Raw genomic sequence first — 24,074 nt, forward strand, 5'->3', positions numbered from 1 at the left:
GGTGTGCTCCTTAGGCGTTCAGGACGAGTTTCGTGCAGGTGGCCCGCGAGACGCAGGGCATGATGAGCTTGTTCGTGCACCGGTCCGATTCGGACAGCCAGTCGTCCCGGTGGTCGAGGGTGCCTTCGAGTTCCAGGACCTCGGTCTCGCACTCGCCGCATGCTCCTCCACGGCAGAGATAGGGCAGCTTGTGTCCCGCCTCCTCGACCGCCTCCAGCAGCGACTGCTCGGCGGACACCTCGACGACGGCGCCGGACCGCGCCAGGGTGACGGAGAAGGGATCGCCGGTCGAGCCGAGGTCCTCGAACCGTTCGAAGTGGATGTGCGAGTCCGTCCAGCCGTGCGCGTGGGCCGCGCGGATGACGTCGTCGACCATGCGCGAGGGTCCGCAGACGTAGGCGTGGGTGCCGAGCGGGAGCCCGGCGAGGATCTCGTGCGAGTCGAGCCGGGTCCCGTCGCCGTCCCCGTACAGCACCACCCTCTCCCCGTAGAGTTCCCGCAGTTCGTGACCGAGGGCGGCGTGCTCCGGGCCACGCACGGCGAGGTGGAGCTCGAACGAGCTGCCCTTCAGGCTCAGTTCGTCCAGTTGCGCGTAGATGGGCGTGACCCCGACGCCTCCGGCGATGAAGACGTGGTGCCGGGCGTGCTTGGAGACGGGGAAGAGGTTCGCCGGGATGGTGGCGGACAGGACGTCGCCCTCGCGGATGTGCCGGTGCATGGCGATCGAGCCACGCTTCCCCTCGTCGACCCGGCGGACGGCGATCTGGTATTCGCTGGTGTCGTAGGGCGAACTCATGAGCGAGTACGCGTTGCGCCGGGTCTCCCCCTCGAACGGGATGAGGACCCTGATGTGGCTGCCGCCCGAGAAGGGAGGGAGCCAGGATCCGTCCGCGGCGGAGAACGTGTACCGGTTGATCTCGGGTGTGACCGCCTCGATGCGCTTCACCCTGAGTTGCAGGGATCCGTGGTGCGCCTCGCTCATGTGTCCAACTCCTCGTTCTCCGGGAGCTCTCCCGGTACTTCGCCGTCGGCTTTCACGCCCTGGAAGGCAGCCAGCCTCCCGGAGTAGTGGTCCCGGACGATCAGGTGGCGTCCGCATCCGGGGCATCGGAAGATCCGCCGGGACACGTTCTCGGAATAGTGGCTGCAGTGCGCGCACCACACGCGTCGTACGAAGGACCCCGCGTGCTCACGGAGTACCTCGTCCCGGTTCATGCCGTAGGAGGTGGCGACCTGCATGGACGTGCCGATGAAACCCTCCGAACCGGAGAGGTACAGCCGGGTGCCCATCTTCGCCGTCGCGAGGAGCGCGTCGAGCGCGGCCACGGCGTCGGCGTTGGTGGGGAACACGACGAGTTCGCGTACGGCGAAGCCCCGGAGGTCGGCCAGGTGGTTCTTCCCGGTGAACGACTCGACGGAGTACAGCACGGTGGTCGCGGACAGCTGGTCCGGTTTCATCTCCCGGAGCAGCCGTACCAGCGGCTCTCCGCCGCTGCCCTGTGCGGCGGCGACATGGCTCGAGCCGGTCGCCATCGGCGTCAGCTCGTCGTAGACGGGCCGACTCTTGATGCCGGTGATCAGCATGGTCCTGCTACCCCTGATCCTTCGTCGGAGCCGCCAGGACGGCGTCCCGCTGGGCGCCGGACCGGGCGGTCGGGACGGCGTCCGCTGCCGGGGCATCGCCCTTGAGGTACGGCTTCTTCCAGGCCATGTAGACCAGGCCCAGCACCACGACGGACACCGCGGAGATCAGGACGACGTAGTTCGCGAACCAGCCGTCCTCGGGTGTCCGGGGCCAGGCCATGTTGACCATGCCGAGGACGCCCCAGACGAGGGCCGCGATGTTGACCGGGATGCCCCAGGCACCCAGCTGGAAGGCCCCGTTCGGCCGCCAGCCGAGGATGCGCGCCCGGAGCGAGGCGAGGACCACCATCTGGAATCCCATGTACATGCCCATGGCCGCGAAGGAGATGATCACCGTCAGGGCATCGCTGGAGACCTTCGATCCGACGACGATGACGGCGGGGACCAGTCCTGCGAGGAGCAGGGCGTACGGCGGCACGTGGCGCGATTCGCTGAACGTGCTGAGGAGCCTGCTGCCCGGGAGGATGCCGTCGCGGGCCATCGAGTAGGCGAGGCGGGAGGTGGCTGCCTGCAGGCTCAGGACGCAGGAGAGGAACGAGACCAGGACGATGGCGAGGACCACCTTGAAGCCCACCGGACCGAAGGCCGAGAGGAGGATGTTGCCCACGGGATCCGTGTCGGCGCCGGAGATCACGGCCGCGAAGTCGGGGACGGCGAGGATCAGGGACAGGCAGACGAACATCGCGGCGAACCCGCCGATGTAGATGGTCATCCTCATGGCCCTGGGGATCGTGCGGCCCGGATTCGGGACTTCCTCGGCCACGTCGCCGCAGGCCTCGAATCCGTAGTACTGGAAGATGCCGATCAGCCCCGCGGCCGCGAACGCCACGAAATAGCTGCTGCCCTCGCCGGCACCGAAGGACTGGAACAGGACGCCGAGGTCGTGGTGCCGGGCCGTCAGCAGCAGCCAGGTTCCCACGGCCAGTGCCCCGCCGAGCTCCGCCAGGAGGCCGATCATCGCCACGGTGTTCAGGACCTTGGTCCCTCCCAGATTCAGGACCGTGGCCAGCGCGATGACCACGAGACCCGAGACGATGATGGAGTCGACGGTGTTCTCCATGCCCACGAGGGTGCTCAGGAACGGCCCTGCGCCGTACGCGACGCTGGCGATGGTGGTCAGGAGTGCCACGAGGTAGACCCAGCCGTTCATCCAGCCCCATTTGCGGCCCCAGAGCCTGCGGGACCAGGGGTAGACCCCGCCGGCCACGGGGTATGCCGCCACGACCTCACCGAAGACCGTGGCGACGAGGAGCTGACCGATGCCGACGATGACGAGGGACCAGAACATGGGGGGACCGGCGACCCCCAGCGACGCCGCGAACAGCGAGTACACGGCCACGACCGGTGAGAGGTAGGTGAACCCCAGCGAGACGTTCCCCCAGAACGTCATCTCCCGCTTGAATTGCCTCTCATAGGAGTACCCCAGACTGGCAAGATGCTCGGCGTCCTCGTCGGCGACAGAGTCCTCGGGCGGTTCCACACTATCAACACGCATCGGATTCCTTCTCTTGGGTCCTTCAGGGCTCGTGTGAGCTGGACCACGTCGAAAAAACTATAGTTTCAAATGTTTAAAATCGCAATGTCGACCTTCACGTCGCGCAGAGGGCCGTTCCTCGGACATGGGAAGGGGAAACGGGAGGGCATAACCTCTGTTGACGGTGGATTTCCCATGGGCTCGGCTACACGCGGTGAGTCCGGGGGCGGCGTCCGAGCCGCCGGCGACCCCGCCAGGACGCGCACCGCGCCGGTGCCTCCGTCGGCCTTCCGTCATCGGAGGCCGACGCCCGACTAGAGTCAGTGCTGTCCTTCCACCGCATGGAGTCTCCTCTTGGCACCCACCACAGCCTTCCAGGCCCACGTCTACCGATCGCTGCCGGAGACCGAGCGCTCGGGAGCCATCGTGGACAGGATCTCGAAGGCGATCTCCCTGGGCCTGCTGAAGGTCGGCGAGCGGCTCCCCTCGGAGACGGCCCTGTCCGAGATGTTCGGCGTCGCACCGTCCACCCTCCGGGAAGCCCTGGCCGACCTCCGGCAACAGGGGATCGTCGCGACACGGCGGGGGCGCAGCGGCGGGACGTTCATCGTCCGGCAGCCCAACACGTCGGCGGACGTGATGAGGAAATGGTTCGAGGAGACCTCCATCGCCGAGATACGGGACCTCGGTGACGAGCATGCGGCCATCGCCGCCGCCACGGTGCGCCTGGCCTGCGAACGGGCCGAACCCCACGAGGTCGGGAGACTCTCGGACCTCGCTCGAGCCCTGGTCATGTCGGACAAGTCCGAAGCACGGGCGCACGCGGACAGCCGGTTCCACATCGAACTGGCCGTGCTCGCGCAGTCGCCGCGACTCACGAACGCCGAGATCCGTCTGCAGGCGGAAACGGTGCAGGCCCTGTGGGCGCCCCTGTCCCCGACGCGGGATCCGGAACGGGTGGCCGCCGAACATCTCGCCGTGGCTCGCGCCATCGCCGACGACTCACCCGAGGAGGCCCAGCGGCTGGTCCTCCACCACATCCGGCACGACATCCATCACCTCGTGGACACCAAACTGGCCCTCGGGTACCCCACGACCAGGGTGGAGCGCCCATGACCGGCAACGTCGCGGCGCTCCGGGCAGCGGGCGAGATCGCGGCCTGGACGAACGCCCTGAGCCTCGATGTCCACCGGTTCGCGGCAGCGTCGGCGGCACTGTGGTCGGACCGGCAGCGCCCCCTCACGATCACCCCGCGCGATGTCGGACGGCTGGAGACCCTGGCGGGGGCGTTCCTGGGGTCGCACGATTTCGTCGTGGGAGCGGGAGCCATCTTCTCCACCGAGGCGATCAGGAGCAGGGACGGCGGTCTCGAGTGGTGGATCCGGCGTGAGCGCAGCATCGAGAAGCTGGAGTTCGACCTGACGCCGGGCGGGGAGCGGTTCTACGACTACCAGAACATGCCCTTCTTCGCCTCGGCGAACCGCACCGGCGAACAGACCGTGTGGGGACCGTACGTCGACTACCTCGGGATGGACGAATACATCCTCACCTATTCGGCGCCGATCCAGCTCGAAGGAGAGTTCGCGGGGGTGGCGGGCTGCGACATACGGATCAGGACACTCGAGGAGATCCTCATGCCCACCCTTCGAGCCATCCCGGGGAATGCCGCCCTGCTCAACGCCGGCGGGCGGGTCGTCGTGGGGAATTCCGGCGCGCATCTGGTCGGCGAGAGGGTCCGCCCTGCTCCGGGCGAGGGGACCCTCATCCCGATCGCCGTACCGCATCTCGGCTTCTCCCTGCTGATCTCCCCGTAGCCGGCCGGCGGTGCTCCGGCGGTCGGGGCTGCGTGCACGCGCCGCCCTACGCCCCCTGTCGCCGGCCCACCATCTCCCGGATCCAGAGGGGCGCGAACGGGGAGGTGCAGTTCGGCGGGGTCGGGTAGTCCTCGAGGACCCCGAGGCGCTCGCCGATGGCGATGGCACGCGTCCTGTGCGCCTCGTGGGTGATCCCGATCTGCGCCAGGGTGTGGTTCATCGCCCACTGCAGCCGGTCCGGGGCGTCCTTCATCCGGGCCTCGATCGTGTCCAGCAGCCCGGGGAGGTCGAGCCCTCCGGGGGTCTTCACGACGCGCTCGCTCGTGAGCGCCCACCCGGCGCCGGCCACCACCGGGTCGGGGTCCGCCAGCCATTCGAGGCGGAGCCGTTCGGCGTGCGGGTTCTTCTTCACCACGTAGTTGACCAGCCAGTCCTGCACCTTCGGGGGGCCGGCCTGCCGCAGCATCGCGTCCAGGTCGTCGTGGCCGAAGGCCCTGGGACGGCAGACCAGCAGGGCCAGGAGCCGCGCCGCCGTGTCCCCCGTCGCCCACAGGTCCTCCGCCAGGTCCTGCTGGGTCCTCAGGCGCTTCGCCACGGCACGCAGGGCGGACAGGTTCACGCCGTGGTCGTCCCCGTGCTTCTCGTTCACCGCCCGCATCCGGGGATCCTCGAGCGCGGACAGCTCCGCCAGCACCTCGTCGACGGCAGGGACACCGACACCTGTGGACATGCCTCACCTCCGGTTGTTCGCCCGCCCCCATCCTGCCGCCATCGGCGGAGGGACGCCAGAGCGCCCGCTACGCCTTCCGGGCCGCCCTGCCCCGCGTGGCTCCCGTGACCATCCACCGATCGTCGCGCACACGCCACCCGAGGGTCACGGCCCGCGCCAGCATGTACCCGACGCCGAAGGCCAGCCACAGCCACACGATGCCCTCGGCGCCCGTGAGGTCCGCACGGCCCACGAGGACCAGCAGCGGCACGTACGCGACGAGGTTCACGACGCCCGCGAGCGCCAGGTAGCGGGCGTCGCCCGCACCGATCAGGACGCCGTCGAGCACGAACACGAAGCCGCAGACCGGCTGGGAGGCGGCGAGCACCCACAGCCCGGCCGCGAAGGCGGCCTGCACGGCCGGGTCGGTGGTGAAGATCCACCCGACGAAGGGCGCCACCGCGGCGAGCAGGCAGCCGGTGACGACGCCGAACCCCACGCCCCACACGATCATCCGGCGGGTGAGCGCCCGGGCGAGGGGGCGGTTCCCGGACCCGAGCTCCTTGCCGATCAGCGCCTGGGCGGCGATGGCCAGGGCATCGAGCGCGAACGCGAGGAAGGTGAAGACGGTCATGACGAGCTGGTGCGAGGCGAGGCTGAGGGGACCCTGCGCCGTCGCCACGAACACCGTGGCGAGGATCGCCACACGCAGCGAGAGGGTGCGCAGCATGAGCCACGAGCCCACGCCCGCGGTCCTCCGGATACCGCCCAGCGACGGCCTCAGGGGTACGCCTTCCCGCCGGGAGGACCGCACGATCATCACGAGGTAGACGGTGGCCATGCCCCACTGCGCGAGGCTCGTGCCGAGGGCGGAACCGGCCACCGACATCCCGGCGCCGTACACGAGCAGGTAGTTGAGGACGATGTTGACGGCGAACCCCGCCCCGGCGACGACCAGCGGCGTCCGCGTGTCCTGCAGCCCGCGCAGCACTCCCGTGGCGGCGAGCACCACGAGCATCGCGGTGAGCCCGGGCATGGACCAGCGGAGGTAGTCGACGGCGAAGGCGTGCACCGCGCCCTCCGCGCCGAGGAGCGAGGCGAGCCGGGGGGCCGCGGCCCAGCCGGCGGCGGAGAGGGCGACACCGAGGAGCACGGCCAGGCCCACGCCGTCGCGCCCGGCGGCGAGCGCCTCGGGCCGGCGGCCCGCACCGAGCAGGCGGGCGACGACGGGCGTGGTCGAGTAGGCGAGGAAGACCATGAGCCCGACGGCGGTCTGCAGGACGGTGGACGCGAGGCCCACGCCGGCGAGCTGGTCGACACCGAGGTGCCCGACGATCGCCGAGTCGGCGAGCAGGAAGAGCGGCTCGGCGACGAGGGCGCCCAGGGCCGGTACGGCGAGCCGGAGGATACTGCGGCTGAGTCGGCGGTTGTCCGGCAGTGTCTGATCCACCCGTCCAGCCTAGGCGCCGGGCGCAGGGCCTAAGCTGGAACGAGCCCGAACCGCCCGCAAGGACACCCAGGGGAGTCATGAAAGTCGGCGTCAAGCAGTACCTGGCAGGACTCGTCCTGCTGTTCCTCAGCACCCTCTTCATCCCGCAGGCCGTCTCCGACTTCGCCCGCGCCGAGTCCACGGGCGGCACCGTGCCGGCGGAGGCACCGCTGCTGCTCGCCGTCGGGCTCCTGATCGTCCTCGCCGCCGCCGCGTGCATCGGCTGGGGCTACTGGCTCACGCACCGCGGGGGTACATCCCGGAAGAGGAACCCGGAGGACGATCCCGACGAGCCGCTGCTCCGCCCGGGCTACGGCCCCGAGGCGTCGGAGCGGGAACCCTGGCGCGAGCACCCCCTCCGCAGGACCGACCGGGGAGGGGACGGGCGCCCCTGACGCCGCCCCCGGCGCCCTTTCCGGGGCCCTCCCCAGGGGCCCCCGCCCTGCCGGGTCCGCCGGGTCCGCGTGTCCACCACCGAGGTCTTCCGGCTCCTGCTTGTCACCCGGCCCGCCACCTTCCTAGAGTCGGTAGTGGCCGGAGGCCGCAGTGGCCGCCGGTCGCGCCGCTGTCCGGGCACCAGCCCATCCCAGGAGGATCCACCCATGTCAGCCACCCGCACCCCGTCGTCCGCCACCGTGGGCGTGGCGCTCCTTCTCCTCGTCACCGGCTGCACGGCGCCGGGCCCCACGGACACCGCCACGAGCGCCCCGGCGCAGGGCGAGGGTGCCGGGACGTCGTCGGCGTCGCCCTCCTCCGGGGCGTCGCGGTCCTCCGAGGCGTCGGCCTCCTCCGACCCGTCCGGGTCCGGCGCGCAGGAGGCCGACATGAGCATCCCCGACATCGTCGACGCCGTGCAGCCCTCCGTGGTCACCATCTTCACCGAGGGAGGGCTCGGCAGCGGCGTGATCTACACCGAGGACGGCCTCATCCTCACCAACGAGCACGTGATCCGGGACAACGAGGACGTCGAGGTCGCCTTCGCGGACGGGCAGCGGGTGGCCGGCACCGTCGAGGCGGCGGATCCCGTCTCCGATCTGGCGCTCGTCCGCGCCGACAGGACCGACCTGCCCGCCGCGACGTTCCAGTCCGGCCTGCCGCGCATCGGCGAGCTCGCCGTCGTCATCGGGTCGCCCCTCGGATTCGAGAACACGGCGACATCGGGGATCATCTCGGGCCTGCACCGTGAGATCCCCGGGTCGGCGTCCTCCAGCCAGTCGCTCGTGGACCTGATCCAGACCGACGCGGCCATCAGCCCGGGCAACTCCGGGGGCGCCGTCGTGAACGGGCGCGGCGAGATCATCGGCATCAGCGAGGCGTACATCCCGCCCTCGCAGGGCGCCGTGGCGCTCGGCTTCGCGATCCCCACCCCCACCGCCACCGAGGTGGCCGAGGAACTGCGCGAGGACGGGACGGCCGAGCACGCGTTCATGGGCCTCGCGCCCGGCGCGATCACGCCGCAGATCGCCGAGCAGCTGAACCTGCGGGACACGACCGGCGTCGTGGTGCTGTCGGTGTCGCAGGGCGGACCGGCCGACGACGCCGGCATCCGGCCGGGCGACATCATCACCAGGATCGAGGACGACGAGCTGTCGGCACCCGAGGACCTCCTGGCGGCGCTGCGCCGGCGCGACCCGGGCGAGACCGTCGCCGTCGAGACCCGCCGCGGGACGGACACGCGCACCGTCGACGTGGAGCTCACCGACCGGCCCGCGGCGCAGAGCTGACGCCACCGGCCCGACCTTCGTGGGCCTACTCGAAGTGCGTCCTCGCCTGCCCCTGTCCGAACGATGCCAGGACGGAGGCCGCGACGTCCCGGAGCTTGATGTTCCTCGCACTGGAGGCCGCCTTGAGCATCGACATGGCGGCGTCCTGCGAGCAGCGGTTCTGTCCCATGATGACGCCGGCCGCGAGGTCGATCGTGGTCCGGCTCTCCATGGCGGCGCGCAGGTCGGCCCTCGACTGCGTCAGGCCGGCGATGCGCACCGCGAGACGCAGGGACGCCCCGACCTCCTCGGCGAATTGCTGCGCCGCCGCGATGGCCTGCCCGGTGAACGCGTCCGTCAGAGGGGAGTAGAAGTTGAGCGCCGCCGTCGCCTCGCCCTCGAGGGGGATGGGGACCCCGAGCGCCGACTTGATGCCGTGGCCGGCGATCGCCTCGCTGTAGGCGGGGAACCGTTCCTCGGTGTCGAAGTCGCAGACGTAGTGGACGGTCCCGAGGCGGGCAGCCCTCAGGCACGGGCCGTCGTCGAACTCGTACTGGACCTCGTCCATCTTCTGGGCCTCGGGGCTGTTGCTGGCCACCGTCATCCTGGTCCGCGCCCGCAGCAGGGTGACGCCGCACAGGACTTCGTCGTCCTCGGCGGACAGGCTGTGCCCGGCCATGGTGACCAGCTTCGTCAGGAACTGCTCGACGTCGTCGCTGTCGAGGACCATGTCCTGCAGCAGGGCCGGGACGGCCTGCCCGGTGTCCCTATCGTGATGTGCCAAGAGATGTGCCTTTGCATCCACTCCCTGCCGGCACGCGCGATGCTGCAAGGAGAAGGTGATGGCCGCCTGCTGCTAAACGACCTAGAGCATCGTACCCAACGCGGGGGGCTCCGATGCTCCCGCGAACAGCGGGCTCCCGGCGCCTCCTCCCCGGTCGGGCCCGGCCCGCCGCGCGTGCAGCTGCTGTCAAGACGAGAGATTCCCGACGGGTTTCCCCTTGCCGGACCGACAGCGGGCACACTGGTTCCAGGCAGCACATGCCCCCGGATCCGTCCGCGGACTGATGTTGGCCACATCGACGTGCTTGCACGGACATGGGGCGTTGGTCAGGAGTCAAGCAGCCGGCTCCCGATCAGTCGCTTGTCCGCTCCTGATCGGGGACGGGGTGGCGCCCCCGGTAGACGGCCGTCCGCAGCTCGGTCGCATAGGCCTGCAGGGCCGGCATGCCCAGCCCGACGGCGACGGCGATCTCCGCCTCGACGTCGTACGCGACCCTCACGAACTGGATGCCGAAAGGATGCGACCGACCGCCGTCGGGCTCTCCCTCCAGGATCACGTAGGACGCCTGCGGTTCGTCCAGCGGGTTGCCCACGCTCCCCACGTTGACGAGTGTCCTGCTCCGGTCGGTGGAGACGAAGGCGTCGTGGATGTCGCCGTAGCAGACGACATCCGGCGGAGGCCCGTCCCCGGTCAGCTCCGTCGCGGCGAACATGCCGTCGAAGTCGTCGTCGGTGTGCCGGGCGTGCACGCGGTGGTAGACACTCTTCGCCGAGGCGTGGAACAGGCGGATGCGCCGGCCGCTCAGCGCGATGTCCTGGCACAGCGGAAGCGACGAGAGCCATCGGCGGTCCTCCCGGGTCAGCTCCTCGTGCCACCACCAGCCGGCGTCGTCGCGCCACTCGGGCGTCTCGCTGGGCAGGAAGTCGTCCCAGTTCCCCCGCACCGTGACGGCGCAGTGCTCCCGGCTCAGGCGGACGCACTCGGAGCCGCGCGGCCCCTTGCCGGCGACGTCGCCCAGGTTGTAGACGGTGGAGATGCCGCGGCGTCGGAGGTCCTCCAGCACAGCGGTGAAGGCGGTGACGTTCCCGTGGAGGTCGGAGATCACGGCGACGCGTTCCATCCCGTCAGGCTATCCCGCTCCCGGCCTCCCGCGGTCCCCCTGCCACGCCGGACGCTTCATCGGTGTCACAATCGAGACGCGCGCCGAAGCCGCCCACGGGGCAGGCCGTCCCGGCCGCCCGACCCCGGCCACGAAGGAAGTCCCATGCCACAGACCATCGTCATCGCAGGAGCCACGGGGGACCTCGGGGAGCGCATAGCCCGCGTCCTGATCGACCAGGGGGCCGAGGTGCGGGTGCTCACGAGGACCGCGAGCGGCTCCGCCGTCGCGGACCGGCTGGGTGCCCTCGGGGCGAAGATCCTGCCGGTGGACTACACGGACGCCGACGAGCTGAAGCGAGCCGTCGGCGGGGCCGACGCCGTCGTCTCGGCGCTCAGCGGACTCGCGCCCGTCATCCTCGACAGCCAGACCCGGCTGCTGATGGCCGCCGTGGCCGCCGGCGTCCCACGGTTCATCCCGTCGGACTACTCGCTCGACCACACCACCATCAAGGACCGGTCGAACCGGAACCTCCAGCTCCGGCGCGACTTCCGCACGATCCTCGATGCCGCACCGGTCCGTGCCACCTCCGTCCTCAACGGGGCCTTCGCCGACATGCTCACGGGAGTGGCGCCGCTGATCCTGTTCGGGCGGAAGAGGGTCCTCTACTGGCATGACGCGGACCAGCCGATGGCCTTCACGACCAAGGACGACGTCGCCTCCTACACCGCGGATGCCGCCCTCGACCCGGACGCGCCCCGTTTCCTCCGCATCGCCGGCGACACCGTGACCTCCCGCGATCTGGCCGCGATCATGACCGACCTCAGCGGCGAGCCCTACCGCCTGCTCTACGCCGGCGGCATCGGTTCCCTCCGCCTGATGGCCCGCGCGGGGCAGGCCTTCTCCGGGACGTCGGAGGACCTGTACCCCGCCTGGCAGGGCATGCAGTACTTCGGCAACATGTTCAGTGGCGACGGCGCCTTCCATGCGCTGGACAACGGGAGGTACGGGCCCCGCACGTGGACCTCCGCCCGGGACGTCCTCGGGGACCGCTGACCGGGATCCGTGGCGACACCGGCTCCTGATCGCCGCTATCCTCGTGGTGCCAGGCAACCTTCGACGAAGGGCCGTCCCATGCCGCACCCGCAGGACGCCGCCGTCCTCCCCCGACCCACCGAGGCGGAGCTGACGGTCCGGCTGCGTGCCGCCGGCTGCGTGTTCGCCGAGGACGAGGCCCGGCTGCTGGCCGGGAGCGGAGCGACGGGCGACGCCCTGGCCGGAATGGTCGACCAGCGGATCGCGGGGGTCCCCCTCGAGCACGTCCTGGGCTGGGTGGACTTCTGCGGCCTGCGGCTGGCGGTGGGGCCCGGCGTGTTCGTGCCCCGCCAGCGGTCCGCCTTCCTCGTCGAATGCGCCGCCGGCCTGACGGCGCCGGGGGCCACGGTCCTCGACCTCTGCTGCGGGTGCGGCGCGCTCGGGGCGGCGCTCGCCCACCGGGTCGGGGACCTCAGGCTCCACGCCTCGGACATCTCGGGGCCCGCCGTGGACCTCGCCCGGCGGAACCTCGCCGCACTGGACGTCGGCCTCTACACGGGAGACCTCTTCGACCCGCTGCCGGCGGCGCTGCGGGGGAGGATCGAGACCCTGCTCTGCAACACCCCCTACGTGCCGACAGCGCGCGTGCCGACCCTGCCGCCCGAGGCGCGGGAGCACGAGCCGCTGATCAGCCTGGACGGCGGACGGGACGGACTGGAGCTGCAGCGCCGGGTGGCCCGGCGGGCCCCGGAGTGGCTGGCACCCGGCGGACACGTGCTGTTCGAGGTCGGCGAGGACCAGGAGCAGGACTGCCTCCGCCTCCTCCGCGACGCCGGCTTCGAGGCCTGCTCGAGGAGTCGCGGGGACATCGGCGCCACTGTGGTGATCGGCACGGCGGAAGGATGAAGACCGACTTCAGGAAGGAGATCGGCACCTACACCGCGCGGCGGGGGCGCTTCGAGGTGGTGAAGGTCCCGGTGCTGCGGTTCCTCATGATCGACGGCCAGGGCGATCCCAACACGTCGGACGCCTACCGGGACGCCGTCACGTCGATCTACCCCGTCGCCTACGCGCTGAAGTTCCTCAGCAAGGGCGAGCTCGGCCGCGACTACACCGTGATGCCGCTCGAGGCGCTCTGGTGGTCCGAGGACATGGCGTTCTTCACCGCCGCCCGCGATGCGTCGCGGTGGGACTGGACGGTGATGATCATGGTCCCGGACTGGACCACGTCGGACCAGCTGGAGACGGCGTACCGGACCGTCGCACGCAGGGGAGGCGCGCCGGCGCTCGACGCGCTCCGCCTCGAGGAGCTCGACGAGGGCCTCGCGGTCCAGACCCTCCACCTCGGCCCCTACGACACCGAGGGACCCGTCCTCGAAGCGCTCCACGCGGACTACCTCCCGTCCCACGCGCTGCAGGAGACAGGGAAGCACCACGAGATCTACCTCGGCGACGCACGGCGCACCCCGCCCGCGAGATTGCGGACGATCCTCCGCCAGCCCGTCGCGCCGATGGATGGCCGGGCCCGGCCGGATGGACCTCCGCCGACGGCGCGGGAACCCGACGAGAAGACAGGACGAGCATGGACCTGACACACGGCGTGGAGCGCTTCACGGTGGCGCAGAAGATCACGATGATGGTCAATCGCTACGAGCTACGGACCCACGGCGACGGCGGCCGTCCGGGCGCGCTGCTGGCCGTCGCCCAGCAGAAACGTGCAGCCTTCAAGGAGCAGGTGACGTTCTACGCGGACGAGGCGCGGAGCACTCCCCTGTTCTCCTTCAGGGCACGGCAGCGCCTCGACGTCGGCGCCATCTACGACGTCCTCGATGCCGCCGGCCGGCCGATCGGACTCTTCCGGAAGAACTTCGGCGCGTCCCTGCTGCGCTCCACGTGGTACCTCGAAGCCGCCGGCGTGCAGGCCACGGGCAGCGAGCGGAATGTCGGCGTCGCCCTCGGCCGGCGGATCTGGGAGATGACCCCCGTCCTCGAAGCCTTCCCCTCGCCCTTCCGGTTCCACTTCGACTTCGTCGATCAGGCCGGGCAGACGGTGCTGACCTCCGAGCGCCTGCCGTCGCTGCGCGACACGTACCTCGTCACCGTCCCCGGCGCCCGCCTCGACGGCCGCGTGGCGGCGGCCATGGCCGTCGCCCTCGACGCCCTGCAGTCACGGTAGGCGCACCGGCGGCGGGCCCGTCCGCTCAACCGTGCGGCCGCAGTGCGGACAGCACGACGACGACGTCGGCGCCGTACCGCGCGTCCATGCGCGCCTGCACCGTGCCGTCGTCGTACACGACCGTGACGACGACGAAGCCGCGATCGATCCCGGCCGTCAGCGCGGAGCCCTCGGGGCCGGGCTGGACCTCCTGCAGGATGCGCTCCAGGTCGTGCGGTGCGGTAGCTCCCTGCCTGCCGGCCAGCGGGTCGTCGAAGGGCATCGCGTCGTAGAGCGAGAGGGGGACGGGCACGCCCGTCCGCGTGAAGGCGCTGCCGTCCCAGGTGCCGGTCACGGCGTAGGCGCCCCATGTCACCCCGGCGGCGGACTCGGATCCGCCGGCCAGTCCCCAGTCCCAGTCCAGGATCGGCGGGCCGCTGCACTGCGGCGGCCAGGACTCCATCACGCCGCCGAGGCAGAACTCGGGCGGCGCATCCCCGCCCTGCAGCACGGTGCCCTGGCCGATCACCTCGCCGTCCGCGGCGGGCGTGCCGGCCGCAGACGCACCCGCGGGATCAACGGCGCGAGGGGCATCGCCCGGCGTGCCGCCGGGATTCCCCGGAGTAGCGCACGCCGTGAGGAGGATCGCTGCGAGCGCCGCGACGCCGAGACGGGCCCATGTCATGCACCCATGATCGGCCTCTCCCCGCCCGGTGGCCATGGGCCCGGCCGAATGGGCGCCGAACCGTGATGGGCCGCGCCGGGATCACGCTGACCCCCGGGGACCGGTGATCTCGATGCCGCGCAGGCGGACGATCTGGCGGACGACGTCGTCGGGCAGGGGCCTGTCCGCGGTGAAGCGGATGGTGCCCCTGGATCGGGAGAAGCCCTCGAGTGCCGGCGCCATGGCGTCGAGCACGGCGGGCGAGAACGGGTAGAGCGCGAGGTGCTGGGCGGCCGCGGCGACCCCGAGCAGCGGCTTCCCCTCGAGGAGGAGGGCCGGCACCCCGTAGCTCACGCCGTCCACGGCCTCGGGGCGGACCTCACGCGCACACGCGACGACGTGCCGGAGGCACGCGCGGTCCGGATCCTGCAGTCCGGCGAGCGCGTCATCGATCGATCCCATGGCCCCTCCCTCCCTGCCGCGACGGGACGCGGCGTGTCATGCCGTCCGCCCCACCCGGGCCGGGCCGGGCACCGGCGCGCGGGATCCTCCGCGGGCGAGATGGAGTTCCCTCAGCAGCAGGAACAGCGGCAGTGCGAACGCGAGGGCCACCACGAAGGTGAGCGGGACGAAGAGCAGCCATCGGCGTCGCCAGCCGAGCCGCCGTCCCTCGACGGCGTAGAAGACGCAGGCCACGACCGCGGCCACGATGACGTCCACGGCGGCCGAGGAACTGGCCGCATTGGCGAACCACGCCTCGAGGTAGGTGCCGTCGGCCCCCCGGTACGCCAGATTGAAGTACCAGGTCCCGACCAGCCCGGCGACGGACAGCACCGCGTAGGCCACGACCACGGCCCTGGTGCGTGCAGGCACGGGCTGCCCGGTACGGGAGCTCATGCCGCGCCGCCCGGAGCCGGCAGGGCCACGGGTGCAGGCGGAGGGACGCTCCGGTCGGGTTCCCCGCCCCGGGCCAGGATCACGAGGATCGACAGGGCGGCCAGGAGGACGAGGGCCGCCGAGCCCACGACGACGTCCGGGCTCGGGCGGACCACGGACTGCCCGGCGAGGGCCTGGAAGGTGAGGACCGCGACAACGGCGGCGTAGAGCGCCGCGAGCACGCGGAGGACCTGGCGGCGCGCCCGTGGCGACCGCAGCCCGGGTACGCGGCGTGCCGCCGCCTCGAGCAGGATGGCGCTGATCGGCAGCAGCTGGAGGGCGTGCATGCCGACGAAGTGGGGTACGCGGAGATCCCCGGCCACGGTGCTCCACCCGAGGAGGAACAGGCCGGCGCCGCCATCCGCGGCCCCGACCGTGTGCGCGCCGGAGATGCCCTGCCAGTCGTCGAGCTGCGCCGCCGTGGGACCCGTCATCAGGAACCCGAGGGCCAGGCCGGCCAGGCCGATGACCACCCCTGCCCGGATGGCGGTGGAACGTGCCGGGTCCCCGTCCCGGACGCGGAACAGGAGGACGCCCACGACGAGCGATGCCAGCCAGACCACGACGATGGAGATCGCCATGATGCCCCACAGCGCCGTACTGAACGGCGAGGTCACGTTGAAGTGGCTGGTGGTGTCGGCGACGACGGCGCCGACGATGATCACCATCTCGACGACGACGGCCAGGGCGGCCACCGTCCCCAGCCACCAGGCCAGGCGCCGTGCCGACCGCACCTGGCCGATCAGCCAGGACAGCGTCAGGGCGTAGAGGAGGAACGAGATCGAGAACTTCAGGGGTTTGGCCCACGCGGGCGCCCCGACGATCTCGCGGGGGTCGACGACGAGGCCGACCACGCTCACGAGACCGGTGAGGGCCATCAGGGCGGAGAGGAGCAGGAGCGGTATGTGCCAGGCGACGCCGGCCGGCGGCCGACGACCTGCCTTCAGGAGATGCGGCATTCGTCCTCCTCAGGACTTCAGGGGGCGGTGGAGGGTTCCCCGCCGCGTCCGGCGTACCGGGTGTGGGAGACGTGCTCCTGGGCGGCGCGGCGCAGCCCCGCGAACAGGGCGTCCCCGAGCACCGTGCCGACGACGACCGTCTCGGCTTTCGCGCTCCTCCCCTCCTGGGCGTCCACCAGGTCGAGATCGGCCTCCGCGACGGCGAGCGCCGCGTCGGCATACCGCCGGTACCAGTCGTCCGAGGCGTTCAGGCCGGACTCCTGGAGGGCGGCGAGGGCGGCTGCGGCGTCGTAGCGTCCGCAGCCGTGGGGGTCGACGTGCCAGCCCTCGATCAGCGGTTCCAGGCGCTCCAGGTCCGCCTTGCGGATCGTGTCCCGATCGACCGCCCGGGTGGCGGCCCGCTGCGCGATGCCGAAGGTCTCGATGAGTGGCAGGTCGGAGTCGATGGCATCGAGGACGTCGCCGGCTGCGGCGAGGCTCAGTCGGCCGAGCCTGACGAGCGCCTGGATCAGCTTGAGGCGCCGGAGGTGAGGCAGGCCGTACTGCGCCTGATTGGGACTGGTCCGCGTGCCCGGGGCGAGAAGCCCTTCCCGGAGGTAGAGCTTGATGGTCGCGACGGGGAGCGCACTGGCTTCACTGAGCTGGCCCATCCTCATATGGATATCTTAGGTATCGGATAGTACGAATGTCCATACTCTGCTTTCAGGACGTTCAAGGTCTATTGCGGGGATGCAACGCCCCTGCCCGCCACCCGCGGGCCGGACACGACCCGCCCGTCCTCGAGCCGGACCAGCCGGTCGGCCACTGCCAGGACGACGTCGTCGTGCGAGACGCAGACGACCATGGCTCCGCGTGCTTTCTCCGCCACGAGGAGATCGGCGACGACGGCGCGGGTCCCGGCGTCGAGCCCCGTCGTCGGTTCGTCGAGCAGGACGACGTCGGCGCGCCGTGCGAGTCCCTGGGCGAGGAAAGCGCGCTGCCGCTGGCCACCCGAGAGGGCGTGCAGCGGGCGCCGCGCATGGCCGCCGAGGCCGACGAGGTCGATGCAGTCGTCGATGATGCGCCGGTCCCCGTCCCTGAGCCGCCGCATCAGCCCGACCTCCGGCCAGCGTCCCATGCTCACGACGTTGAACACCGTGAGCGGCAGGCGATCGGCCACCTCACTGCGCTGCGCGACCAGCGCCGTGCTCCGGACCGGCAGGATCACCCGCCCCCGGCGGGGGCCCAGCAGTCCCGCCAGCACCTCGAGCAGGGTCGACTTCCCGGAACCGTTCGCTCCGGCCACTCCGGTGATCGTCGCGGGCTCGACGGTGAGAGAGACGCCGCACAGGGCATCCACGCCGTCGTGGTCGACCCACACCCCGTCGAGGACGATCGGCTGCGCGGCGGTGACGGACGGCGAGGAGCGGAGGAGCATCCCCCGAAGCTATCATATTGAGAATGAGTCTCATTTAAGTCTAGGGTGACGACGTGCCCTTCCTCCTCGAACCGTTCACCACCGATTTCATGCTGCGAGCACTCCTCGGCGGCTCGCTCTGCGCAGCCATCTGCGCCGTCGTCGGCACCTGGGTCGTCGTCCGCGGGATGGCGTTCCTGGGCGAGGCGATGGCGCACGGGATGCTCCCCGGCGTCGCCCTCGCCACCCTCGCCGGCGTTCCCGTCGTCCTCGGAGCAGCATGCAGCGCGATCATCATGAGCCTCGGCGTGAGCTTCCTGGCCCGGCGGGGACGCCTGTCCCACGACACGAGCATCGGGCTCTTCTTCGTCGGCATGCTCGCCGCCGGCGTCGCCGTCATCTCCCACTCACGCAGCTTCGCCACCGACGCGACGGCCGTCCTCTTCGGGGACGTGCTGGCGATCGGACCCGGCGACCTCTGGCTGCTCGCCGGAGCCCTGCTGCTCACCGTCCTCGTCGCAGCCGCCTTCCACCGCGCGTTCACGGCCCTCGCCTTCGACCGGAGGATCGCGCAGGTCCTGGGGCTGAGACCCCGCCTCGCGCAGGTGCTCCTGGTCGGGCTCGTGACGCTCGCCGTCGTCGTCTCCTACCAGGCCGTGGGTGCGCTGCTCGTCCTCGGACTGCTCCTCGCCCCGGCCGTCGCCGCAGCGCCCTGGACCACGCGCATCCCGCACACCATGTGCCTCGCGGCGCTGATCGGGGCGGCGTCCGTGCTCCTCGGCCTCCTCGCCTCCTGGCACGTCGGTACGGCCGCCGGTGCGTCGATCGCCCTCGCGGCCATCGGATGCGCAGCGGTGTCGAACGTCATCCGCAGCCTCGTCCGCCGTCGCCCGCCGGCTCCACCGGTCCGGATCCGGCGGCCCCTTCCCGGAAAGCCCCTCATGCGAACACCTGCCGCCCTGCTCCTCTCCCTCCCCCTGATCGCCCTCGCCACGACCTCCTGCACACCCGCGACGCCGTCCGGAGACACCCCGGCCGTCCCCGGGCCAGGGCCCGCCTCCGCACCCCCCGGTGACGGGCACGGGACGATCGAGGGATCCGTCGAGGCGACCGAACCCCAGCTGCACCTGATGACCACCGATCCCGCCGGGTCCGTGGACCTGCTCGACCTCGCCGACGGGACGACCGTCCGGGTGGGCGAGCTGCCGGAGATCAGTTCGACGACGACCGATGGCCGCTACCTGTTCGCCTCCTCCGCCGCCACCGGCACCATGACGGTGGTGGACAGCGGCATGTGGACGTGGGACCACGAGGACCACTTCCACTACTACCGGGGTGAGCCGCGGATCGTGGGCAGCGTCGAAGGCGTGGGACAGGCCGTCGTCACGCCCGGCGCGGCGACCACCGGCGTGTTCTTCCCCGACAGCGGCCACGGCCTGGTGCTCGACAACGACGCCCTCGCGCAGGGGGAACTGAGCGTTCGCGCCGACCTGTCCACCGAGCCGCACCGTGGCCTGCTCGTCCCGCTCTCGGACGTCACCCTCCTGACCCGGCCCGGCGTCGACGGAGCAGCCGCCACCGTCCGGGCCTACGACGCCGAGGGTCTCCCCCTCGAGGGCGTGGAGGCGGAGTGCGACGACGCCCGGGGCACCATCACGACGCCGGTCGGCACGGTCATCGGCTGTGACGACGGCGCCCTGCTGGCCACGCTGGACGGCGGCGCGGTCGGCTTCGAACGCATCCCCTACCCTCCAGGGGCCGGTGCGCCGAAGGCCACCGGGTTCCGGGCCCGGGAGGGCCGCCCGACGGTGGCCGCCGTCGCGGGAGACCAGGGTGCCTGGCTGCTCGACACGCGGGAGCGCTCCTGGCAGTTCGTCCCGTCCGAGGTCCCCCTGCTCCAGGTCTCCGCGGTCGACGACGGGGAGGGGCACGTCGTCGCCCTTGCCGCCGACGGCCGTGTCCTCGTCCTGTCCGCCGAGACCGGTGGGACGATCGCCGCCACCGGACCGCTCCTGGTGCAGACCCTGACGGATCCGGAGCTGCTCGCCGGGGTGGAACTCACGACCGACCAGCAGCGGGCCTATCTCAACGCTCCCGCAGAACGGACGCTGTTCGAGATCGACTTCGCCGATGGTGCCCGGATCGCGCGCTCCTTCGACACCGACACCGTCCCCGCCCACCTGGCAGAGGTCGGTCGATGAACAGGGCACACCGGCAGCTGGCACTGGTCCTGGCCGCGACAGCACTTCTCGGCGCCCCCGGATGCGCCAGGGCGGGGACCGACGAACCGGTCGTCGTGGTGACCACCAACATCCTCGGGGACGTCGTCCGCAACGTCGCCGGCGACGAGGCCGAGGTACGGGTGCTCATGCAGCCCGACGCCGATCCCCACTCGTTCGAGATCTCCGCGCAGGACGGTGCGACGATGCGGCAGGCGGACCTGATCGTCACCAACGGCCTGGGCCTGGAGGAAGGGCTGCAGCAACACATCGACAGCGCGCGGTCCGGGAATGTCCCCCTTCTCGTCGCCGGCGAGGTCATCGACCCTCTCGCCTACACGGAAGGCGACTCCGAGGGCGCACCCGATCCCCACTTCTGGACCGACCCGGGGCTCATGATCGACGTCGTCGACGAGCTCCAGGGCCGGCTGTCCGCCATCGGCGGGGTGGACGCCGCGTCGATCACGGAGTCCGCCGACGCGTACCGCGCGGAGCTGTCGGCGCTGGACTCGTCCATGGCCACGGCGTTCGGGCGGATCCCCGCCGAGCGGCGGAACCTCGTCATGAACCACCACGTCTTCGGGTACCTCGCCGAACGTTACGACTTCCGCGTCATCGGCGCCGTGATCCCGGGCGGCACGACCCTCGCCTCCCCCAGTGCATCCGATCTCCGCGGACTCGTCGCGGCCATCGAGGAGGCGGAGGTCGGCACGATCTTCGCCGAGTCCTCCCAGCCCGATCGACTCGTCCAGGTCCTCGCCGATGGAGCGGACATCGACGTCGACGTCGTCGAACTCTTCTCCGAATCCCTGACCGACCCCGGCGAGGGTGCTGACACCTACCTCGCCATGATGCGCGCGAACACGGAGCGCATCTCCGCCGGACTCTCACCCTGAGATCCGGGACCACAGAAGGAGACAGAATGACAGCGATTCCGCTCATGCAACACCCACGGCACCTGGCCCTCGCCGCCACCGTCGCCACATCCGCCCTGCTCATGACAGCGTGCGGCTCCCCGGAACCGGCGGCGGATCCGGCGGCCGCCCCGGGGACCAGCCCGTCAGCGGCTGCCTCCCCCACTCCCCGGGTGGCGCTGACCTACGACGGCGGGATCGCCGTCCTCGACGGCACCACCCTCTCGCTCGAGGGCGACCTGCCGGTCGAGGGCTTCACGCGCCTCAACGCGGCCGGCGACGGTCGGCACGCGCTCGTCACCGTGCCCGAGGGATTCCAGGTCCTGGACCTCGGGCCCTGGACCGATTCCTCCGGCTCCCGGCAGACGGAACCGGAGCTCACGGACCTGGTGTTCGAAGCCGACACCGCCGGGCACGTGGTCCAGCACGGGGACAGGACCGTCCTCTACGCCGACGGCACCAGCGACACCACCATCTTCACCACCGACGACCTGCTCGAGGCGGAGGGCGGTCTCCCGGAGACCGAGGTCATCGAGGGCGACGAGGCACACCACGGCGTCTCGATCGTCCTCGAGGACGGCACGTTCCTCACCACGGTCGGCGACTCCGAGAGCCGTTCCGGCATCAAGGTCCTCGACGCCGACGGGAACGAGATCGCCACCAGCGACGAATGCCCCTCCATCCACGGCGAGGGCACCACGAAGGACGAGGTCGCCGTCTTCGGCTGCAGCGACGGCGCCCTCGTCTACGACTCCGGTGAGATCACCAAGATCCCGGCCCCCGACGAGTTCGGCCGCATGGGCAACGCCTATGTCAGCGAGACCGGTCCCATCGTCGCGGGCGACTACAGGTCCGACCCCGACCTCGAGGGCTACCTCCTGCACCAACTGACCCTCATCGACACGGGGACGAAGGAGATGAAGGTCGTCGACCTGCCCGAGGGCGTCGAGTACACGTTCCGCGACGTCGCACGGGGTCCGGACGGCGAGGTGCTCGTCCTGGCCTCCGACGGCGCCCTGCACACCCTGGACCAGCACACCGGAGAGGTGACCGGCTCGACTCCCGTCCTCGACCCCTGGAAGGGCCCGGTCGAGTGGCAGGACCCGCATCCCGCCCTGAAGGTGATGGGCGACACGGCCTACGTCACGGACCCTGCCGCCAGGAAGCTCCACGCCGTCGACCTCGCCACCGGCGGGATCACCTCGTCCGGCGAGCTGCCCGGCATTCCGAACGAGATCACCGCCGTCGAAGGCTGATCGGGACCCGTACAGGGTCGGCTCCAGACCCGGAGCCGACCCTCAGCCGAGGGACGCGAGCTCGAGTTCCATGTTCGCCCGCGCACGCGCGCTCCAGCGCTCCCTGGCCGCCGTCGTCCTGAACAGCGGCTCGAGGGTCAGGAGGTGTCGCAGTACGGCCCGGCGACCCTCGATGAATGCCTCATCCGGAATATGAGAATACTCTGCGCGCACGGCCCGCGTGTAGCGCAGGTAGTCCTCCTCCGCCGCGCCGAGCACCGACAGGTCGGCATCGCACAGGAGCTCACCGGCCCGGTCGCCGGGTGCCGGGTCGTGCGTGACGGTGAGCAGCACGAGCCGCTCCACCTCGCGCGCCTCCGGTCCGCCCACCGCCCGGAGTCGCTCGGCGGCGAGCGCCGCCGAGGCCCGCTCGTCCTCCCCTGCCACCCCCTCGTAGACGGCGTCGTGGAACCAGGCGGCGAGGAGCACTCGCCTGCGGAGCGGGAGGTCCCCCGGCTCGAGCAGCAGATCGAGTGCCTCGAGGACCGCCAGGAGGTGTGACGGCGTGTGGTATCTCCGGTGCGGTTCACCCCACCGCTCGAGCAGGTCCTCGCCCAGCACCGGATCCGCCGGCAGGAGGGAGGCCCAGCGCGAGGCCAGCGCCGCCCGGAGCTTCGGGGCACGGCGGCGCGCGGGGACACGGAGGCCGCTCCGGATGAGCTCCCGCACGAGGTCCGCTCCACTCACCTCCTGCGCCCCGCGCTCCACGAGGTCGCGGTAGCGCCGGGCCGGCACGTCGTAGTGGTCCTCGTCGAACGCGCGGCGGGGGATGTCGGCGGCCGCCGCGAACCGGTGCAGCTCCTCGAGCGAGCGCGTGGAGACGAGGTGGGAGAACAGGGTGCCGTGCGCCGGCCAGGACGGTGGATCGATGAGGACGGCCATGCCGAGCAGTCTAGGCGTGCCGCCCGTCAGGTCCCGGCCGGTCGGGGCTTCGTCGCGGCCCCGTCGAGCCACAGCTCTGCCGAATCGTCACGATGCACCCCACCGGTACCCACGTGTCGGTCGCTGATGGCCGCACCGTTCTTGATGACGTGCACCAGCGCCATGGCGTGGCCCCGGCCGAGGTCGTAGTCCTCCTTCAGCCAGGTCACGATCTCCCCGGCCTTCGTCCCGGGGGCATCGAGGCCCCGCTCCGCGGCCCGGTCGACGAGCTGACGCGGGGTGAGTCCCGTCTTCGCCTCGACGGCGTCGAGATATGCCTGGAATGACATCCTTCTGCTCCCTACTGCTCGTTGCGGACACCGTAGGTGGCCAGGACGTTGCCCTTGCTGGTACGCGTGAGGTCCTGCAGGTCCAGCTTCGTCACGGGGTCCGACGGCTCGAACAGATGACGCCCGGTGCCCGCGACCACGGGATGGATCATGAGCGTCAGGGAGTCGAGCAGCCCCGCGAACACGAGCTGGCGCACGAGGGAGATGCTGGCGCAGATGCCGATGTCGCCGCCGTCCGTCTGCTTGAGCGTGCCGACGAAGTCCTCGAGCGGGGCGTCCATGAGGGACGCGTTCGTCCAGCCCAGGTCACCGTCGAGGGTGCGGGACGCGACGTACTTCCGCACGGGATTGATGAAGCGCCCGAACGGGTCGCCGGGCTCCGCGGCGGGCCAGTACTCAGCCCACTCCTCGTACCCGTGCCGCCCGAGGAGGACGGTGTCGACCCGGCCGATCATCTCCCCCATCCCGGCGCCGAGCTCGGCGTCGAAGCTGTCGAACTGCCAGAGGTGAGGGGATTCGACCACTCCGTCCACGGAGGAGAAGAGGCCGGCTGTGAGTCTGCGCATGGTGGCTC

The 24,074-nt window shown here is 71.2% G+C and carries 27 protein-coding genes; 11 read left to right on the top strand and 16 right to left on the bottom strand.

Features of this window, described 5'->3' with window-relative positions:
* Positions 1–10: 10 nt before the first annotated feature.
* Genes ACX80K_RS08495 through ACX80K_RS08505 form a run of 3 tightly spaced genes read right to left on the bottom strand, consistent with a single transcriptional unit; the run spans position 11 to position 3,139 of the window.
* On the bottom strand, positions 11–982 hold the full coding sequence (locus tag ACX80K_RS08495) for a PDR/VanB family oxidoreductase (RefSeq protein ID WP_459271423.1): 972 nt from the start codon (positions 980–982) through the stop codon (positions 11–13).
* Positions 979–1,584, bottom strand: a complete 606-nt coding sequence (locus ACX80K_RS08500; protein ID WP_459271424.1) for a dimethylamine monooxygenase subunit DmmA family protein — start codon at positions 1,582–1,584, stop codon at positions 979–981. The genes ACX80K_RS08495 and ACX80K_RS08500 overlap by 4 nt, the downstream gene beginning before the upstream one ends.
* 7 nt (positions 1,585–1,591) lie before the next feature.
* Positions 1,592–3,139: an APC family permease gene (locus tag ACX80K_RS08505; RefSeq protein WP_459271425.1), complete on the bottom strand. Its 1,548-nt coding sequence runs from the start codon at positions 3,137–3,139 to the stop codon at positions 1,592–1,594.
* 333 nt (positions 3,140–3,472) lie between these two features.
* Here ACX80K_RS08505 and ACX80K_RS08510 point away from each other — a divergent pair, with 333 nt between their 5' ends.
* Both ACX80K_RS08510 and ACX80K_RS08515 read left to right on the top strand, forming a co-directional pair.
* Positions 3,473–4,234, top strand: coding sequence for a FadR/GntR family transcriptional regulator (locus tag ACX80K_RS08510; protein WP_459271426.1), 762 nt, complete (start codon positions 3,473–3,475; stop codon positions 4,232–4,234).
* Entirely contained in the window at positions 4,231–4,932 is a 702-nt protein-coding gene (locus ACX80K_RS08515) for a cache domain-containing protein (protein WP_459271428.1), read from the top strand. The genes ACX80K_RS08510 and ACX80K_RS08515 overlap by 4 nt, the downstream gene beginning before the upstream one ends.
* A gap of 46 nt (positions 4,933–4,978) precedes the next feature.
* Here the strand turns inward: ACX80K_RS08515 and ACX80K_RS08520 are convergent, their stop codons facing one another.
* A complete protein-coding gene (locus ACX80K_RS08520) occupies positions 4,979–5,662 on the bottom strand; it encodes a DNA alkylation repair protein (protein WP_459271429.1) in 684 nt (227 codons plus the stop codon).
* Positions 5,663–5,729: 67 nt separating this feature from the next.
* Positions 5,730–7,091, bottom strand: coding sequence for an MATE family efflux transporter (locus ACX80K_RS08525; protein ID WP_459271430.1), 1,362 nt, complete (start codon positions 7,089–7,091; stop codon positions 5,730–5,732).
* Positions 7,092–7,168: 77 nt separating this feature from the next.
* Here ACX80K_RS08525 and ACX80K_RS08530 point away from each other — a divergent pair, with 77 nt between their 5' ends.
* A complete protein-coding gene (locus tag ACX80K_RS08530; RefSeq protein WP_459271431.1) occupies positions 7,169–7,525 on the top strand; it encodes a hypothetical protein in 357 nt (118 codons plus the stop codon).
* A gap of 207 nt (positions 7,526–7,732) precedes the next feature.
* The gene (locus ACX80K_RS08535; protein ID WP_459271432.1) at positions 7,733–8,854 is read left to right on the top strand and encodes a S1C family serine protease; all 1,122 of its coding nucleotides are present in this window, start codon (positions 7,733–7,735) and stop codon (positions 8,852–8,854) included.
* Positions 8,855–8,879: 25 nt separating this feature from the next.
* Here the strand turns inward: ACX80K_RS08535 and ACX80K_RS08540 are convergent, their stop codons facing one another.
* Positions 8,880–9,617, bottom strand: a complete 738-nt coding sequence (locus tag ACX80K_RS08540) for an ANTAR domain-containing protein (RefSeq protein WP_459271433.1) — start codon at positions 9,615–9,617, stop codon at positions 8,880–8,882.
* A gap of 352 nt (positions 9,618–9,969) precedes the next feature.
* A complete protein-coding gene (locus ACX80K_RS08545; RefSeq protein WP_459271434.1) occupies positions 9,970–10,737 on the bottom strand; it encodes a metallophosphoesterase family protein in 768 nt (255 codons plus the stop codon).
* A gap of 144 nt (positions 10,738–10,881) precedes the next feature.
* Here ACX80K_RS08545 and ACX80K_RS08550 point away from each other — a divergent pair, with 144 nt between their 5' ends.
* From ACX80K_RS08550 to ACX80K_RS08565, 4 genes are all read left to right on the top strand, one after another.
* The gene (locus tag ACX80K_RS08550) at positions 10,882–11,772 is read left to right on the top strand and encodes an aromatic alcohol reductase (protein WP_459271435.1); all 891 of its coding nucleotides are present in this window, start codon (positions 10,882–10,884) and stop codon (positions 11,770–11,772) included.
* Between the two features lie 78 nt (positions 11,773–11,850).
* Positions 11,851–12,657 (top strand): putative protein N(5)-glutamine methyltransferase, encoded by an 807-nt coding sequence (locus ACX80K_RS08555; RefSeq protein WP_459271436.1) that lies wholly within the window; start codon positions 11,851–11,853, stop codon positions 12,655–12,657.
* On the top strand, positions 12,654–13,343 hold the full coding sequence (locus ACX80K_RS08560) for a GyrI-like domain-containing protein (protein WP_459271437.1): 690 nt from the start codon (positions 12,654–12,656) through the stop codon (positions 13,341–13,343). Before ACX80K_RS08555 ends, ACX80K_RS08560 begins: the two co-directional genes overlap by 4 nt.
* Positions 13,334–13,927, top strand: a complete 594-nt coding sequence (locus tag ACX80K_RS08565) for a hypothetical protein (RefSeq protein ID WP_459271439.1) — start codon at positions 13,334–13,336, stop codon at positions 13,925–13,927. Before ACX80K_RS08560 ends, ACX80K_RS08565 begins: the two co-directional genes overlap by 10 nt.
* Positions 13,928–13,952: 25 nt before the next feature.
* Here the strand turns inward: ACX80K_RS08565 and ACX80K_RS08570 are convergent, their stop codons facing one another.
* The 6 genes from ACX80K_RS08570 to ACX80K_RS08595 form a co-directional block, all read right to left on the bottom strand.
* Positions 13,953–14,591 (bottom strand): hypothetical protein, encoded by a 639-nt coding sequence (locus ACX80K_RS08570; protein ID WP_459271441.1) that lies wholly within the window; start codon positions 14,589–14,591, stop codon positions 13,953–13,955.
* An 81-nt stretch (positions 14,592–14,672) separates the two neighbouring features.
* A complete protein-coding gene (locus ACX80K_RS08575; protein WP_459271442.1) occupies positions 14,673–15,032 on the bottom strand; it encodes an iron chaperone in 360 nt (119 codons plus the stop codon).
* Between the two features lie 36 nt (positions 15,033–15,068).
* Positions 15,069–15,443: a DUF2834 domain-containing protein gene (locus ACX80K_RS08580; RefSeq protein WP_459271445.1), complete on the bottom strand. Its 375-nt coding sequence runs from the start codon at positions 15,441–15,443 to the stop codon at positions 15,069–15,071.
* Positions 15,444–15,463: 20 nt separating this feature from the next.
* Positions 15,464–16,465, bottom strand: coding sequence for a hypothetical protein (locus ACX80K_RS08585; RefSeq protein ID WP_459271446.1), 1,002 nt, complete (start codon positions 16,463–16,465; stop codon positions 15,464–15,466).
* A 17-nt stretch (positions 16,466–16,482) separates the two neighbouring features.
* On the bottom strand, positions 16,483–17,121 hold the full coding sequence (locus ACX80K_RS08590) for a MerR family transcriptional regulator (protein WP_459271447.1): 639 nt from the start codon (positions 17,119–17,121) through the stop codon (positions 16,483–16,485).
* 62 nt (positions 17,122–17,183) lie between these two features.
* Positions 17,184–17,882, bottom strand: a complete 699-nt coding sequence (locus ACX80K_RS08595) for a metal ABC transporter ATP-binding protein (RefSeq protein ID WP_459271448.1) — start codon at positions 17,880–17,882, stop codon at positions 17,184–17,186.
* Between the two features lie 53 nt (positions 17,883–17,935).
* Here ACX80K_RS08595 and aztB point away from each other — a divergent pair, with 53 nt between their 5' ends.
* From aztB to aztD, 3 genes are read left to right on the top strand one after another with little or no spacing between them, the layout of a single operon-like run.
* The gene (gene aztB / locus ACX80K_RS08600; protein WP_459271450.1) at positions 17,936–20,062 is read left to right on the top strand and encodes a zinc ABC transporter permease AztB; all 2,127 of its coding nucleotides are present in this window, start codon (positions 17,936–17,938) and stop codon (positions 20,060–20,062) included.
* Complete coding sequence (aztC, locus tag ACX80K_RS08605) at positions 20,059–20,976, top strand: zinc ABC transporter substrate-binding protein AztC (RefSeq protein ID WP_459271451.1); 918 nt, start codon at positions 20,059–20,061, stop codon at positions 20,974–20,976. Before aztB ends, aztC begins: the two co-directional genes overlap by 4 nt.
* A gap of 26 nt (positions 20,977–21,002) precedes the next feature.
* Entirely contained in the window at positions 21,003–22,250 is a 1,248-nt protein-coding gene (aztD, locus tag ACX80K_RS08610) for a zinc metallochaperone AztD (RefSeq protein WP_459271452.1), read from the top strand.
* Between the two features lie 42 nt (positions 22,251–22,292).
* Here aztD and ACX80K_RS08615 read toward each other — a convergent pair whose 3' ends face one another.
* The 3 genes from ACX80K_RS08615 to ACX80K_RS08625 are packed head-to-tail and all read right to left on the bottom strand — an operon-like array spanning position 22,293 to position 24,066.
* A complete protein-coding gene (locus tag ACX80K_RS08615) occupies positions 22,293–23,171 on the bottom strand; it encodes a DUF4031 domain-containing protein (protein WP_459271453.1) in 879 nt (292 codons plus the stop codon).
* 26 nt (positions 23,172–23,197) lie between these two features.
* Positions 23,198–23,500: a DUF4287 domain-containing protein gene (locus ACX80K_RS08620; RefSeq protein WP_459271454.1), complete on the bottom strand. Its 303-nt coding sequence runs from the start codon at positions 23,498–23,500 to the stop codon at positions 23,198–23,200.
* Positions 23,501–23,511: 11 nt separating this feature from the next.
* Positions 23,512–24,066 (bottom strand): dihydrofolate reductase family protein, encoded by a 555-nt coding sequence (locus ACX80K_RS08625; RefSeq protein WP_459271456.1) that lies wholly within the window; start codon positions 24,064–24,066, stop codon positions 23,512–23,514.
* Positions 24,067–24,074: the final 8 nt, after the last annotated feature.

This window comes from Arthrobacter sorbitolis (assembly GCF_054510995.1).